The sequence below is a fragment of the Salipaludibacillus sp. CUR1 genome (assembly GCF_021028955.1).
Lineage (GTDB): Bacteria > Bacillota > Bacilli > Bacillales > Salisediminibacteriaceae > Salipaludibacillus.
Map to the genome: position 1 here is coordinate 25,999 of NZ_JAIWPE010000094.1, position 13,907 is coordinate 39,905.

16 protein-coding genes are annotated in these 13,907 nt (G+C 44.6%); all 16 read left to right on the top strand.

Going from position 1 to position 13,907, the window contains the following annotated elements:
- Nucleotides 1-12 precede the first annotated feature (12 nt).
- A complete protein-coding gene (rpoC, locus tag K8O68_RS15785; RefSeq protein ID WP_230897786.1) occupies nucleotides 13-3,627 on the top strand; it encodes a DNA-directed RNA polymerase subunit beta' in 3,615 nt (1,204 codons plus the stop codon).
- 81 nt (nucleotides 3,628-3,708) lie between these two features.
- Nucleotides 3,709-3,957 carry a 50S ribosomal protein L7ae-like protein gene (locus K8O68_RS15790; RefSeq protein WP_230897787.1) on the top strand — a complete coding sequence of 83 codons (249 nt, stop codon included), beginning with the start codon at nucleotides 3,709-3,711 and terminating at the stop codon, nucleotides 3,955-3,957.
- Between the two features lie 112 nt (nucleotides 3,958-4,069).
- Entirely contained in the window at nucleotides 4,070-4,489 is a 420-nt protein-coding gene (rpsL, locus tag K8O68_RS15795; protein ID WP_093052678.1) for a 30S ribosomal protein S12, read from the top strand.
- A 51-nt stretch (nucleotides 4,490-4,540) separates the two neighbouring features.
- Complete coding sequence (gene rpsG, locus K8O68_RS15800) at nucleotides 4,541-5,011, top strand: 30S ribosomal protein S7 (protein ID WP_093052675.1); 471 nt, start codon at nucleotides 4,541-4,543, stop codon at nucleotides 5,009-5,011.
- A 135-nt stretch (nucleotides 5,012-5,146) separates the two neighbouring features.
- Nucleotides 5,147-7,225 (top strand): elongation factor G, encoded by a 2,079-nt coding sequence (fusA, locus tag K8O68_RS15805; RefSeq protein ID WP_230897788.1) that lies wholly within the window; start codon nucleotides 5,147-5,149, stop codon nucleotides 7,223-7,225.
- Nucleotides 7,226-7,342: 117 nt separating this feature from the next.
- Nucleotides 7,343-8,533 carry an elongation factor Tu gene (gene tuf / locus K8O68_RS15810; RefSeq protein WP_230897789.1) on the top strand — a complete coding sequence of 397 codons (1,191 nt, stop codon included), beginning with the start codon at nucleotides 7,343-7,345 and terminating at the stop codon, nucleotides 8,531-8,533.
- Between the two features lie 591 nt (nucleotides 8,534-9,124).
- Nucleotides 9,125-9,433, top strand: a complete 309-nt coding sequence (gene rpsJ, locus K8O68_RS15815; protein ID WP_230897790.1) for a 30S ribosomal protein S10 — start codon at nucleotides 9,125-9,127, stop codon at nucleotides 9,431-9,433.
- Nucleotides 9,434-9,471: 38 nt separating this feature from the next.
- Nucleotides 9,472-10,104: a 50S ribosomal protein L3 gene (gene rplC / locus K8O68_RS15820; RefSeq protein WP_230897791.1), complete on the top strand. Its 633-nt coding sequence runs from the start codon at nucleotides 9,472-9,474 to the stop codon at nucleotides 10,102-10,104.
- A gap of 26 nt (nucleotides 10,105-10,130) precedes the next feature.
- Nucleotides 10,131-10,754, top strand: a complete 624-nt coding sequence (gene rplD, locus K8O68_RS15825) for a 50S ribosomal protein L4 (RefSeq protein WP_230897792.1) — start codon at nucleotides 10,131-10,133, stop codon at nucleotides 10,752-10,754.
- Nucleotides 10,754-11,044: a 50S ribosomal protein L23 gene (gene rplW / locus K8O68_RS15830; protein WP_093052656.1), complete on the top strand. Its 291-nt coding sequence runs from the start codon at nucleotides 10,754-10,756 to the stop codon at nucleotides 11,042-11,044. The genes rplD and rplW overlap by 1 nt, the downstream gene beginning before the upstream one ends.
- Before the next feature lie 32 nt (nucleotides 11,045-11,076).
- Nucleotides 11,077-11,907 carry a 50S ribosomal protein L2 gene (gene rplB / locus K8O68_RS15835; protein WP_093052654.1) on the top strand — a complete coding sequence of 277 codons (831 nt, stop codon included), beginning with the start codon at nucleotides 11,077-11,079 and terminating at the stop codon, nucleotides 11,905-11,907.
- A 60-nt stretch (nucleotides 11,908-11,967) separates the two neighbouring features.
- A complete protein-coding gene (gene rpsS / locus K8O68_RS15840; RefSeq protein WP_093052651.1) occupies nucleotides 11,968-12,243 on the top strand; it encodes a 30S ribosomal protein S19 in 276 nt (91 codons plus the stop codon).
- Between the two features lie 21 nt (nucleotides 12,244-12,264).
- Nucleotides 12,265-12,606, top strand: a complete 342-nt coding sequence (rplV, locus tag K8O68_RS15845) for a 50S ribosomal protein L22 (protein WP_093052648.1) — start codon at nucleotides 12,265-12,267, stop codon at nucleotides 12,604-12,606.
- 2 nt (nucleotides 12,607-12,608) lie between these two features.
- A complete protein-coding gene (gene rpsC / locus K8O68_RS15850) occupies nucleotides 12,609-13,268 on the top strand; it encodes a 30S ribosomal protein S3 (protein ID WP_230897793.1) in 660 nt (219 codons plus the stop codon).
- A 2-nt stretch (nucleotides 13,269-13,270) separates the two neighbouring features.
- Nucleotides 13,271-13,705, top strand: a complete 435-nt coding sequence (gene rplP, locus K8O68_RS15855) for a 50S ribosomal protein L16 (protein ID WP_093052643.1) — start codon at nucleotides 13,271-13,273, stop codon at nucleotides 13,703-13,705.
- Nucleotides 13,695-13,898 (top strand): 50S ribosomal protein L29, encoded by a 204-nt coding sequence (gene rpmC, locus K8O68_RS15860; protein ID WP_093052640.1) that lies wholly within the window; start codon nucleotides 13,695-13,697, stop codon nucleotides 13,896-13,898. Before rplP ends, rpmC begins: the two co-directional genes overlap by 11 nt.
- Nucleotides 13,899-13,907: the final 9 nt, after the last annotated feature.

Genomic DNA, 13,907 nt, shown 5'->3' on the forward strand with positions numbered 1-13,907 from the left:
GAGGTTAGCCCCTTGATAGATGTTAATAATTTTGAATATATGAAAATTGGCCTTGCCTCTTCTGACAAGATCAGATCTTGGTCCAGAGGAGAAGTTAAAAAACCGGAAACAATCAACTACCGGACGTTAAAACCGGAGAAAGACGGTTTATTCTGCGAGCGCATTTTTGGTCCTACAAAGGACTGGGAATGCCATTGCGGAAAATATAAGCGTGTAAGATACAAAGGGGTCGTCTGTGACAGGTGCGGTGTAGAAGTCACACGCGCCAAAGTCCGCCGTGAGCGTATGGGGCATATTGAACTTGCTGCCCCTGTGTCTCACATCTGGTACTTTAAAGGAATTCCAAGCCGTATGGGACTCGTACTCGATATGTCTCCACGGTCACTGGAAGAAGTTATTTACTTCGCTTCTTACGTAGTCACAGATCCCGGGGATACACCGCTTGAACTGAAACAGCTTCTTTCAGAAAAAGAGTACCGCAACTATATTGACAAATACGGCAGATCTTTTTCTGCCCAAATGGGTGCTGAAGCTATCCGGAAATTACTTGAGGATATCGACCTCGATAAAGAAGCGAACCTTCTTAAAGAAGAACTGGAAACAGCTCAGGGACAACGCCGTACAAGAGCAATTAAACGGCTCGAAGTCCTCGAAGCTTTCCGTCACTCCGGCAACTATCCATCGTGGATGGTGCTTGATGTGCTGCCGGTTATTCCGCCGGAACTGCGCCCGATGGTGCAATTGGATGGCGGACGCTTTGCCACGTCCGATCTTAACGACCTTTATCGTCGTGTAATTAACCGTAATAATCGTTTAAAACGTTTGTTGGATTTAGGAGCTCCTAATATTATCGTGCAGAACGAAAAACGGATGCTTCAGGAAGCCGTAGACGCGCTTATAGATAACGGCCGCCGCGGACGTCCGGTTACAGGGCCAGGAAACCGGCCGTTAAAATCCCTTTCCCACATGCTTAAAGGGAAGCAGGGGCGTTTCCGGCAAAACCTTCTTGGTAAACGTGTTGACTATTCCGGCCGTTCCGTAATCGTGGTAGGTCCTCACCTGAAAATGTACCAGTGCGGACTGCCGAAAGAAATGGCCCTTGAGCTGTTTAAGCCTTTTGTTATGAAAGAACTTGTAAGCAAGGGGTTAGCCCATAATATTAAAAGCGCCAAGCGTAAGGTAGAACGCGTACATCCGGAAGTTTGGGACGTTCTTGAAGAGGTAATAAGAGAGCACCCTGTTCTGTTAAACCGTGCGCCGACACTTCACAGACTGGGAATCCAGGCTTTCGAACCAACATTAGTTGAAGGCCGTGCCATTAAGCTGCACCCGCTCGTATGTACTGCCTATAACGCAGACTTTGATGGTGACCAGATGGCTGTTCACGTGCCGCTTTCGGCTGAAGCACAGGCTGAATCCCGTCTACTCATGCTTGCTGCTCAAAACATCCTTAATCCGAAAGACGGAAAACCAGTTGTTACGCCGTCACAGGACATGGTTTTAGGGAACTACTATTTAACACTTGAGAGAAAAGGTGCAGTGGGAGAAGGGAATATTTATAAAGATCCTAATGAAGTATTGACCGCATACCAAAATGGTTATGTCCATCTTCACACCCGGATTGCTGTTCCTGTTTCATCACTCGGCAAGTCCAACTTCAAGCCGGAATTTGAAGATCACTTAATTCTGACATCAGTAGGGAAAATTATCTTTAATGAAATTCTTCCAGACTCATTCCCGTTTGTTAATGAGCCGACTGCTTTTAACCTTGAAATTGAGACTCCGGAAAAGTATTTTGTTCCAAAAGGAACGGATATTAAAAAAGAACTTAAAAGCAGAGAGCTTGTTCTTCCGTTTAAGAAAGGTTTCTTAGGAGATATCATCGCGGAAGTATTTAAGAAGTTTAAGATTTCGGAAACTTCCGTTATGCTTGATAAAATGAAGGACTTAGGTTTCTATTACTCCACAAAAGCGGGTATTACAATCGGTGTTTCTGATATCGTCGTTCTTAAAGACAAGCAGGAAATTCTCGATGAAGCTGAAACTAAAGTACAGCGGGTTATGAAACAGTTCCGCCGCGGTCTGATTACAGAAGACGAGCGGTATGACAAAGTTATCGAAATCTGGAGTGCAGCTAAGGACGTTATTCAGGAAAAACTCCTCGGCACACTTGATATTACTAACCCTATCTTCATGATGAGTGATTCAGGTGCGCGTGGTAACGCCTCTAACTTCACCCAGCTTGCCGGGATGCGTGGTCTCATGGCCAACCCGTCCGGACGTATTATCGAGCTTCCGATCAAATCAAGTTTCCGTGAAGGTCTGACGGTACTTGAGTACTTTATTTCAACTCACGGGGCGCGTAAAGGTCTTGCGGATACAGCACTTAAAACGGCTGACTCAGGTTACCTTACCCGTCGTCTCGTAGACGTGGCTCAGGACGTTATTGTAAGGTCTGATGACTGTGGAACTGACCGCGGCCTTCTTGTTAAAGCGATTAAAGAAGGAAATGAAGTAATCGAAAGTCTATATGACCGTCTTGTAGGCCGAGTGTCATTCCAGCGGATTTACCATCCGGAAACGAAGGAAGTACTTGCAGAAAGAAACCAGAATATCACTGAAGATATGGCGAAAACCATTGAGGATTCAGGGGTAGAGGAAGTTTTAATCCGTTCTGCCTTCACATGTGATACGAAGCATGGTGTGTGTAAAAAGTGTTATGGACGAAACCTTGCTACAGGTTCAGAAGTAGAAGTAGGAGAAGCGGTAGGAATTATCGCAGCACAGTCGATCGGTGAACCGGGTACCCAGTTAACTATGCGTACTTTCCACACAGGCGGTGTAGCCGGAGACGACATTACTCAGGGTCTTCCGAGAATCCAGGAAGTTTTTGAGGCCAGAAACCCTAAAGGGCAGGCTGTTATTTCTGAAATCGAAGGTAAAGTAATCGACATTAAAGAAGTTAATGATAAGAAAGAAATAGTGGTTCAAGGGTCAATTGAAACACGAAGCTATCCAACATTATTCGGCGCAAGACTGAAAGTAAATGTTGGGGATGAAGTGAAGCCTGGTCAGGAACTGACAGAAGGTTCGATTGATCCGAAAGAACTCCTTATCGTATCCGGTGTTCAGGGCGTACAGGAATACCTGTTAAGAGAAGTCCAGAAAGTTTACCGTATGCAAGGGGTGGAAATTGGTGACAAGCACGTTGAAGTGATGGTTCGCCAGATGATGAGAAAAATCCGCGTTATAGACGCTGGGGATACAGATGTCTTGCCTGGATCTCTCGTAGAAATCCACCAGTTTAACGACGCAAACCGTGATATCCTGCTGAGAAACGGCCGACCTGCTTCAGGCCGCCCGGTACTCCTTGGAATTACCAAAGCATCGTTAGAAACAGATTCCTTCTTATCAGCCGCATCCTTCCAGGAGACAACGCGTGTCCTTACAGATGCAGCGATCAAAGGAAAACGGGATGAACTGGTAGGTTTGAAAGAGAATGTTATCATCGGTAAACTCGTACCTGCAGGTACCGGTATGCAGCGTTACCGGCAAATGGCAGCTTCTGATACGGAAGCCTCTGAAACAGAGGAACTTGTAGAAGAAGCGACAGCATCTGATAATTAATAAATAAAGTGTTGACATGCAAAAACCATGGTGGTACTATATCTAAGTGTGCCAAATACCTGATGCTTTGGAGGATAAGTCATGTCTTATGAAAAAGTAGTCCAGGCAGCAAATAAAGTCGTAGGCACTAAGCAGACGTTAAAGGCACTGGAAAACGAGCAGGTTAAAGAGCTGATTGTTGCAGATGACGCTGATCGGCAAGTCTTGGAAAAGGCGATAGTTCTTGCTGAAGATAAAGGTGTTGTCATTCACACTGTCGATTCGATGAAGCAGCTTGGAAAAGCGTGCGGAATTGATGTGAATGCAGCAATTGTAGCAATTAAAAAGTGAAAAAAGTTTTTGCCGGCGGCAGCGCCCGCTGGTAAAAACTTTCCTTTTACCCATTTGTGAACCACCTGGACCAGTGGGCTTGCATATTTTAAAAAAGAAAGGAGGAACAAACATGCCTACAATTAACCAATTAGTGCGAAAGGGTCGCCGATCAAAAGGTCAAAAATCCGACTCTCCAGCTTTAAATAAAGGTTATAACAGCTTCAAAAAAGTACAGACTGATGAAGATTCACCGCAAAAGCGTGGTGTATGTACTCGTGTAGGTACAATGACGCCGAAGAAGCCGAACTCAGCCCTTCGTAAGTATGCCCGTGTTCGTTTAACGAACCAAATTGAGGTTACTGCTTACATCCCTGGAATCGGACACAACCTTCAGGAACACAGTGTTGTATTAATCCGCGGCGGACGTGTAAAAGACTTACCAGGGGTACGTTACCATATCGTACGTGGAGCTCTTGATACTGCCGGTGTTGAGAACCGTATGCAAGGCCGTTCCAAATATGGAACTAAGCGACCTAAAGCTAAGAAATAATGAAATTCAAGGATGATAAATCCTTAACCAAGATTGAAAGGAGGGACTTCAATGCCTCGTAAAGGACCTGTACCTCGAAGAGACGTGCTGGCTGACCCGATTTATAATTCCAAGCTGGTTACTCGTCTGATCAACCGCATCATGGTTGATGGCAAGAGAGGTAAAGCGCAAACTATTCTTTATAAATCATTCGACCTTGTTCGCGAACGAAGTGGCAACGAGCCACAGGAAGTTTTTGAACAAGCATTAAAAAATATCATGCCAGTACTTGAAGTTAAAGCACGCCGTGTCGGAGGTGCTAACTATCAGGTGCCGATCGAAGTTAAGCCTGACCGTCGAACGACTCTAGGGCTTCGCTGGTTGGTAAGCTATGCTCGCCTTCGTGGTGAAAAGACGATGGAAGAGCGTCTGGCTAATGAGATTTTAGATGCAGCGAATAATACTGGTTCAGCTGTTAAGAAGCGTGAGGACACTCACAAAATGGCTGAAGCGAACAAAGCATTCGCTCACTACCGCTGGTAAACTTCTAAATGAAGTGACCTTTAAACTAATCAATTATCCGGTCTCAATTCACAGGGGAGGCATAACTCCTCTCTGAATTGACCATGCTTAATTACAACTAAACATCTTTAAGTAAAAGGAAGGAGAAATTGACCTATGGCAAGAGAGTTCTCCTTAGAAAAGACCCGTAATATCGGGATTATGGCTCATATTGACGCCGGTAAAACAACTGCGACAGAGCGTATTCTTTTCTATACAGGCCGTATTCATAAAATTGGCGAAACTCACGAAGGCGGTTCCCAGATGGACTGGATGGACCAGGAGCAAGAGCGTGGGATCACCATTACGTCTGCGGCTACAACTGCTCAATGGAAAAACCACCGTATTAACATTATCGATACACCAGGACACGTAGACTTCACAGTTGAAGTTGAGCGTTCACTGCGTGTACTCGACGGTGCTGTAGCGGTTCTGGATGCTCAATCCGGAGTTGAACCGCAAACAGAAACTGTATGGCGTCAAGCGACAACATACGGCGTACCGCGTATCGTCTTTGTTAATAAGATGGACAAACTTGGTGCGGACTTCATTTATTCCCTTGGTACACTTTCTGACCGTTTAGGGGCTAACGCTGCTGCGATTCAGCTGCCGATCGGTGCAGAAGATGACTTTGAGGGGATTATTGATCTCGTAACAATGCAGGCGTTCTTCTATCTTGATGATTTAGGGACACGAAGTGAAGCCCGTGAGATTCCGGAAGAGTATAAAGCTCAAGCGGATGAATACCGGGAAAAGCTCGTTGAAGCTGTTTCTGAGTTGGATGAAGATTTAATGATGAAATACTTAGAAGGTGAAGAAGTCACAGAGGCTGAACTTAAAGCTGCGATTCGTAAAGGAACGTGTGACGTTGAGTTCTATCCTGTTCTTTGTGGTTCTGCCTTCAAAAACAAAGGTGTTCAGCTGCTGATGGACGCGGTTGTGGATTATCTTCCAGCTCCTACAGATGTTGCAGACATCGAGGGCCACGTTCCTGAAACAGACGAAAAAGTCGTCCGTAAATCAGGTGACGATCAGCCGTTTGCGGCATTGGCATTTAAAGTTGCCACTGACCCTTATGTTGGTAAGCTGACTTTCTTCCGGGTTTATTCCGGAACTGTAAATGCAGGTTCTTACGTTCGTAACTCTTCTAAAGGGAAGCGTGAGCGTATGGGACGTATTCTGCAGATGCATGCGAACCACCGTGAAGAAATTCCGACTTGTTACTCCGGCGATATTGCCGCGGGTGTTGGGCTGAAAGATACTTCTACCGGTGACACGCTATGTGACGAGAAAAATCTTGTTATCCTTGAATCAATGGAATTCCCTGACCCTGTTATTTCATTGTCTGTGGAGCCTAAGTCAAAGGCTGACCAGGACAAAATGGGTATGGCGTTAGCCAAGCTGGCAGAAGAGGATCCAACATTTAAGACTCACACTGATGAAGAAACTGGCCAGACGATCATTGCAGGTATGGGTGAACTTCACCTTGATATTATCGTTGATCGTATGAAACGTGAATTCAAAGTGGAAGCTAATGTTGGCGCCCCACAGGTTTCTTATCGTGAAACAATTCGCCAGGCAGCCAAGTGTGAAGGGAAATTTGTCCGTCAGTCAGGTGGACGCGGTCAGTACGGTCACGTATGGATCGAATTCTCTCCAAACGAAGAAGGCGCCGGGTTTGAATTTGAAGATAACATCGTCGGCGGGGTAGTACCTCGTGAATACATTGGTTCTGTTGAATCCGGTGTTAAAGATTCCCTGGATAACGGTCTTCTTGCAGGCTTCCCGTTAGTTGATGTTAAGGCACGTCTTTTCGACGGATCTTACCACGATGTCGACTCTAACGAAATGGCCTTTAAAGTAGCCGCATCTATGGCACTTAAAGAAGCTAAGAACAAATGTAACCCAGTTCTTCTTGAGCCGATTATGAAAGTTGAAGTCGTTATTCCGGAAGAATATATGGGAGACATTATGGGTGATGTAACTTCCCGTCGCGGACGAGTAGAAGGTATGGATGCCCGCGGCAACGCACAAATTGTTCGCGCAATGGTGCCACTTGCTGAAATGTTCGGCTATGCCACTTCACTGCGTTCAAATACTCAAGGTCGTGGACAGTATTCCATGCACTTTGATCACTATGAAGAAGTACCAAAGAGTATTTCTGAAGAGATTATTAAAAAAACTTCCGGACAGTAAGAAGAAAGATTGTGCCGGTAAAAATTTTGTTGTAAGCTTAGAAAGGTGACAGAGTTTAATCTTTCATCTTTCTCCTAAAAATAAAAACTTTTATAAACATTAAGGAGGATTTCGATCATGGCAAAAGAAAAATTTGATCGTTCCAAAACGCATGCCAATATTGGTACAATTGGACACGTTGACCACGGTAAAACTACATTAACTGCAGCTATCACTCACGTGCTTCACAAAAAATCAGGTAAAGGTTCTGCGATGGCGTATGACCAAATCGACGGAGCGCCTGAAGAGCGTGAGCGTGGAATTACTATCTCAACTGCACACGTTGAGTACGAAACTGATTCTCGTCACTATGCACACGTTGACTGCCCAGGACACGCTGACTATGTTAAAAACATGATCACTGGTGCTGCGCAAATGGACGGAGCTATCCTTGTAGTATCTGCTGCTGACGGCCCAATGCCGCAAACTCGTGAGCACATTCTACTTTCCCGTCAGGTTGGTGTACCTTCAATCGTTGTATTCCTTAACAAAACTGACCAGGTAGACGACGAAGAGCTTCTTGAATTAGTAGAAATGGAAGTGCGTGACCTTCTTTCTGAGTACGACTTCCCTGGCGACGACATTCCAGTTGTTAAAGGTTCAGCTCTTAAAGCTCTTGAAGGAGATGCAGACCACGAGCAAGCGATCCTTGATCTAATGCAGCAAGTGGACGACTATATCCCAACTCCTGACCGTGACAAAGACAAGCCATTCATGATGCCAGTTGAGGACGTATTCTCAATCACTGGCCGTGGTACTGTTGCTACAGGACGTGTTGAGCGTGGACAGCTTAACGTTGGTGATGAAGTAGAAATCATCGGTCTTGAAGAAGAGTCTAAAAAGACTACAGTAACTGGTGTTGAGATGTTCCGTAAGCTTCTTGACTATGCAGAAGCTGGTGACAACATTGGTGCCCTTCTACGTGGTGTATCCCGTGAAGACATCAACCGTGGCCAAGTTCTTGCGAAGCCAGGTTCAATCACTCCACACACTAGGTTCAAAGCTGAAGTATACGTTCTATCAAAAGAAGAGGGTGGACGTCACACTCCATTCTTCACTAACTACCGTCCACAGTTCTACTTCCGTACTACGGACGTAACTGGTGTTGTTCAACTTCCTGAAGGTGTAGAAATGGTTATGCCTGGGGACAACGTTGAAATGGACGTTGAGCTAATTTCACCAATCGCTATCGAAGAAGGTACTAAATTCTCTATCCGTGAGGGTGGACGTACTGTAGGCGCTGGTGTTGTAGCAACAATCACTAAGTAATACGAGTTATAGTTAACTCTAATAAACCGGCAAGGTGGACGTAAGTCTGCCTGCCGGTTTTTTTGCGTTCATTGCAGATCATTTAATGCCAAATTTACAGGTTGAAAAAGGGCGGCGTATATAATAGAAGAAACCAGCTGGAGATTATAGAACAAATAAAGCTGTCTATTTAATGATCACGGAAAGACCCCGGGCAGTAAAGGTCCACAGAAAATAACTTAAACATTCACACTCAAAGGAAGAGCTCTGCATAATAGACGAAGCCAGAGAGTGGGTCCAAAACCAAATCAATTTCATTCATTAAGTATAGACTTTTGACTTTACAGAAAGGCTGGTAAAAAATCACTTTCTGTCACTCCTTGAAATTCATTAATCAACCTAGTATAATATTCAAAGTGTGGCCGGAAGAGATTTTTTAAAAAAATCCTTGCATACGCATTTTCATTCTTGTATAATGTTTAATGTTGGTCACTGACAGGCACAGATCCGGAAGGTTGCTGACACACCCGGCCCCTTTGCCATGGGAGGGTGCTAGGAAATTTTCGGGGAGCAAGTCTATTTCCAAAAATGGGCGAAAAAGGAGGTAATCTAATGGCAAAACAGAAGATTCGTATTCGATTAAAGGCGTATGATCACAGAATTCTAGATCAATCTGCGGTGAAAATTGTAGAAACAGCTAAGCGTTCAGGTGCCGGTGTATCTGGTCCTATCCCGCTTCCAACAGAAAAATCTGTTTATACAATTCTTAGAGCCGTACACAAGTACAAAGATTCTCGTGAGCAATTCGAGATGCGTACACATAAACGTCTAATCGATATCATTGACCCAACACCGCAAACTGTTGATGCGTTAATGAGATTGGACCTGCCGTCAGGCGTTGACATTGAAATCAAATTGTAATTTTAAAATATGAAAAGAAATAATAGGAGGTGTGACGAATGGCCAAAGGAATCTTAGGTAGAAAATTAGGTATGACCCAAATTTTCTCTGAAACTGGAGAAGCAGTTCCTGTAACTGTTATTCAAGCTGAACCTAACGTAGTTCTTCAAAGAAAAACTGCAGAAGGCGAAGGATACGAAGCGATCCAGCTAGGTTTTGCAGACGAAAAGGAAAATCGTCAAAACAAGCCTGCAAAGGGTCATGCTACAAAAGCAAATACTGCCCCTAAGCGCTTCATTAAAGAATTCCGCAATGTAAGTGCAGCGGATTACGAGGTTGGTCAGGAAGTCAAAGTTGATACATTTGCTGAAGGAGATACGGTAGACGTAACCGGAACATCAAAAGGTAAAGGGTTTGCTGGTGCAATTAAGCGTCATAACCAGTCCCGCGGACCGATGTCCCACGGTTCCCGTTATCACCGCCGCCCTGGTTCAATGGGTCCTGTGGATCCAAACCACGTAAGACCAGGTAAGTTGCTTCCTGGACGTATGGGTGGAGAGCAAGTCACTATCCAGAATCTTGAGATCGTAAAAGTAGATACAGAACGTAATATTCTTCTTGTTAAAGGGAATGTTCCTGGAGCGAAGAAAAGCTACGTGACTGTCACATCAGCAATTAAAGCTGCTGAGTAATTTTGTAAAGGAAAGGAGGAGCCCAGATGCCAAAAGTTACACTATATAACCAGACTGGCTCACAAGTTGGCGATATTGAACTTTCAGACAATATTTTTGGTATAGAGCCTAATGAAAGTGTTCTATACGACGCAGTTGTGATGCAGCAAGCATCTCAACGTCAAGGTACACATTCAACAAAAGGCCGTTCAGACGTTCGCGGCGGCGGACGCAAGCCTTGGAGACAAAAAGGAACAGGCCGTGCCCGTCACGGAACTATCCGTTCGCCTATCTGGGTTGGTGGTGGAGTAACATTCGGACCTACACCGCGCAGCTACGGATATAAGATGCCTAAGAAACAACGCCGTTTAGCTTTAAGATCTGCTCTTTCTTCCAAAGTGAATGAGGAAAATATTCGCGTAGTGGAAGGATTGAGCCTTGAAGCACCAAAGACTAAGGAAATGAAGCAGATCCTTGCCGGATTAACAGCAGATACAAAAGCACTTGTTGTTTCCAACGATTACAACGATGCGGTTGCATTATCTGTACGTAACCTTCCGGGAGTAAAATTTGTAACAGCAGATGGAGTTAATGTTCTCGATCTTCTTAACCATGAGAAGCTCATCATTACCCAGGATGCTGTGAAACAAGTAGAGGAGGTGCTTGCATAATGGCAGACGTAAGAGATATTATTAAGCGCCCCATCATTACAGAACGCTCAGCGGACTTAATGGTTGACAAGAAATATACGTTTGAGGTAGATCCTCGTGCGAATAAATCACAGATCAAAGACGCTGTGGAAGAAATTTTCGGCGTAACAGTAGTTAACGTAAATACGATGAACTACAAAGGGAAGTTTAAGCGTTTCGGACGTTATACAGGCTATACTCGCAAGCGCAAAAAAGCCATTGTTGAACTTTCAGCGGACAGCAAAGAACTAGAATTCTTTGAAGGTGCGTAAACAATAATCTATAGAGAAGGAGGGAAACTCTGATGGCTATTAAAAAGTACAAACCGACCACTAACGGTCGTCGCGGAATGACTACTCTTGATTTTCAGGACCTGACAACAGATAAGCCGGAAAAATCATTACTAGCTCCATTACACAAGCGCGGCGGTCGAAATAACCAAGGCAGATTAACAGTTCGCCACCAAGGCGGCGGTCACAAGCGTCAATACCGAATTATTGACTTTAAGCGTGACAAAGATGGAATTCCAGGGCGCGTTGCTACGATCGAATACGATCCAAACCGTTCTGCAAACATCGCACTTATCAACTATGCAGATGGAGAAAAGCGTTATATCCTTGCTCCTAAAAATCTTAAAGTTGGTATGGAAATCATGTCTGGAAAAGATGCCGACATCAAAGTTGGTAATGCTCTTCAATTAAGAGATATTCCAGTTGGTACTGTTATCCACAACATTGAGCTTCGTCCAGGAAAAGGCGGACAGCTTGTCCGTTCTGCAGGAGCTGAAGCACAGGTTCTAGGTAAAGAAGGAGACTATGTTCTTGTAAGACTCCGTTCAGGTGAAACTCGTCTGATTCTTGCAACTTGCCGTGCGACAGTCGGCCAGGTTGGAAACGTAGAACATGAGCTTGTAAACATCGGTAAAGCCGGCCGCTCACGCTGGTTAGGCAAGCGCCCTACAGTCCGCGGTTCTGTTATGAACCCTGTAGATCACCCTCACGGTGGTGGTGAAGGACGTGCGCCAATCGGTCTTAAATCACCGATGTCTCCATGGGGTAAACCAACTCTTGGATATAAGACTCGTAAGAAAAACAAAGACACGGATAAATATATTGTGCGTCGTCGCAAAAAATAACGGGGTTGTTCTACGGTTCTCAGGTGGAACCGTAGGTCAATCACGAAGGGAGGTACCATTATGGGTCGCAGCTTGAAAAAAGGACCTTTTGTCGATGATCATTTAATGAAGAAAGTAGAAGCGATGGATGATGACAACAAGCGAGTCATTAAGACTTGGTCCCGTCGTTCAACAATTTTCCCACAATTCATTGGTCACACAATCGCGGTATATGACGGACGTAAGCATGTACCAGTATATATTTCAGAAGATATGGTAGGACACAAACTTGGTGAGTTTGCACCAAGCAGAACGTACAAAGGCCATGCTTCAGACGATAAGAAAACACGACGTTAATAAAGAGGGGAGGTACTATTCATGGAAGCAAAAGCAGTTGCAAAACAAGTGCGTATTGCTCCTCGCAAAGTTCGCTTAGTCGCAGACTTAATTCGTGGTAAAGAAATTGGTGAAGCAATCTCTATTTTACGTCTGACACCAAAAAAAGCATCTCCTGTAATCGAGAAGCTTCTAAACTCAGCCATTGCGAACGCAGAGCATAACTATGAAATGGAACCTGACAATTTAGTTGTCAGCCAGGCATATGTAGATGAAGGTATTACACTAAAAAGATTCCGCCCACGTGCAATGGGACGTGCGAGCCGGATCAACAAACGTACGAGCCATATAACGGTCGTTCTTACAGAAAAGAAGGAGGGATAAGTGTGGGTCAAAAAGTAAATCCTAATGGACTTCGTGTCGGCGTTATTCGCGACTGGGAGTCAAAATGGTACGCTGATAAAGATTATGCTGACCTGCTTCACGAAGATATCAAAATTCGTGAATACCTGGAGAAGCGTCTTAGTGAAGCTTCAATCTCCACCATTGAAATCGAGCGCGCGGCTAACCGTGTGAACGTAACGATTTACACTGCCAAGCCAGGAATGGTTATCGGTAAAGGTGGTTCTGAAGTAGAAGCATTACGTAAAGCTCTAAATCAATTAACCGGCAAGCGTGTACACATCAACATCAATGAAGTCAAGAAACCAGATCTTGATTCCAGACTTGTTGCTGAAAACATTGCTCGTCAATTAGAAAATCGTATTTCATTCCGTCGTGCGATGAAACAATCTATTCAACGTACGATGCGTGCAGGCGCACTTGGGATTAGAACAGAAGTTTCTGGTCGTCTTGGCGGTGCCGATATTGCTCGTTCTGAATCATACAGCGAAGGAACTGTTCCTCTACACACTTTAAGAGCTGACATAGCGTACGGAACTGCAGAAGCAGATACAACTTACGGTAAGCTCGGTGTTAAAGTGTGGATTTACAAAGGTGAGGTCCTTCCAACGAAAGGAACGAATGAAGAGGAAGGAGGAAATTAATCATGCTAATGCCTAAACGTGTTAAATTCCGTCGTGAACACCGTGGGAAAATGCGCGGCCGTGCGAAAGGCGGAAAAGAAGTAACATTCGGTGAATATGGTTTGCAAGCTCTTGAAGCTTCCTGGATCACTAACCGACAAATTGAATCTGCACGTATTGCCATGACACGTTATATGAAGCGTGGAGGTAAAGTATGGATTAAAATTTTCCCGGATAAGCCTTATACATCAAAACCTTTAGAAGTTCGAATGGGTTCCGGTAAAGGGGCGCCTGAAGGCTGGGTGGCAGTTGTTAAGCCAGGGAAAATTATGTTTGAAATAGCTGGGGTATCCGAAGAAGTAGCTCGTGAAGCACTACGTCTTGCTTCTCACAAGCTGCCGATTAAAACTAAATTTGTAAAACGTGAAGAAGTGGGTGGTGACGCAAATGAGAGCTAATGAGATTCGCAACCTTACCACTGCAGAAATCGAACAAAAATCCAAGTCTTTGAAAGAAGAACTATTTAACCTTCGCTTTCAGCTTGCGACTGGACAGCTTGATAATCCAGCCCGTATTCGCGAAGTGAAAAAATCAATTGCCCGTGCAAAAACAGTTTTACGTGAACGAGAACTCGGTATCACGAACGAATAGTCCTGAGAG

What these genes read in the sequence shown, in the direction of transcription:
- rpsG (WP_093052675.1), top strand. Translation starts at nt 4,541, where the DNA reads ATGCCTCGTAAAGGACCTGTACCTCGAAGAGACGTGCTGGCTGACCCG.
- rplW (WP_093052656.1), top strand. Translation starts at nt 10,754, where the DNA reads ATGGCAGACGTAAGAGATATTATTAAGCGCCCCATCATTACAGAACGC.
- rplD (WP_230897792.1), top strand. Translation starts at nt 10,131, where the DNA reads ATGCCAAAAGTTACACTATATAACCAGACTGGCTCACAAGTTGGCGAT.
- rpsJ (WP_230897790.1), top strand. Translation starts at nt 9,125, where the DNA reads ATGGCAAAACAGAAGATTCGTATTCGATTAAAGGCGTATGATCACAGA.
- rpsS (WP_093052651.1), top strand. Translation starts at nt 11,968, where the DNA reads ATGGGTCGCAGCTTGAAAAAAGGACCTTTTGTCGATGATCATTTAATG.
- rplC (WP_230897791.1), top strand. Translation starts at nt 9,472, where the DNA reads ATGGCCAAAGGAATCTTAGGTAGAAAATTAGGTATGACCCAAATTTTC.
- rplV (WP_093052648.1), top strand. Translation starts at nt 12,265, where the DNA reads ATGGAAGCAAAAGCAGTTGCAAAACAAGTGCGTATTGCTCCTCGCAAA.
- rpsL (WP_093052678.1), top strand. Translation starts at nt 4,070, where the DNA reads ATGCCTACAATTAACCAATTAGTGCGAAAGGGTCGCCGATCAAAAGGT.
- fusA (WP_230897788.1), top strand. Translation starts at nt 5,147, where the DNA reads ATGGCAAGAGAGTTCTCCTTAGAAAAGACCCGTAATATCGGGATTATG.
- rpmC (WP_093052640.1), top strand. Translation starts at nt 13,695, where the DNA reads ATGAGAGCTAATGAGATTCGCAACCTTACCACTGCAGAAATCGAACAA.
- rplP (WP_093052643.1), top strand. Translation starts at nt 13,271, where the DNA reads ATGCTAATGCCTAAACGTGTTAAATTCCGTCGTGAACACCGTGGGAAA.
- K8O68_RS15790 (WP_230897787.1), top strand. Translation starts at nt 3,709, where the DNA reads ATGTCTTATGAAAAAGTAGTCCAGGCAGCAAATAAAGTCGTAGGCACT.
- rplB (WP_093052654.1), top strand. Translation starts at nt 11,077, where the DNA reads ATGGCTATTAAAAAGTACAAACCGACCACTAACGGTCGTCGCGGAATG.
- tuf (WP_230897789.1), top strand. Translation starts at nt 7,343, where the DNA reads ATGGCAAAAGAAAAATTTGATCGTTCCAAAACGCATGCCAATATTGGT.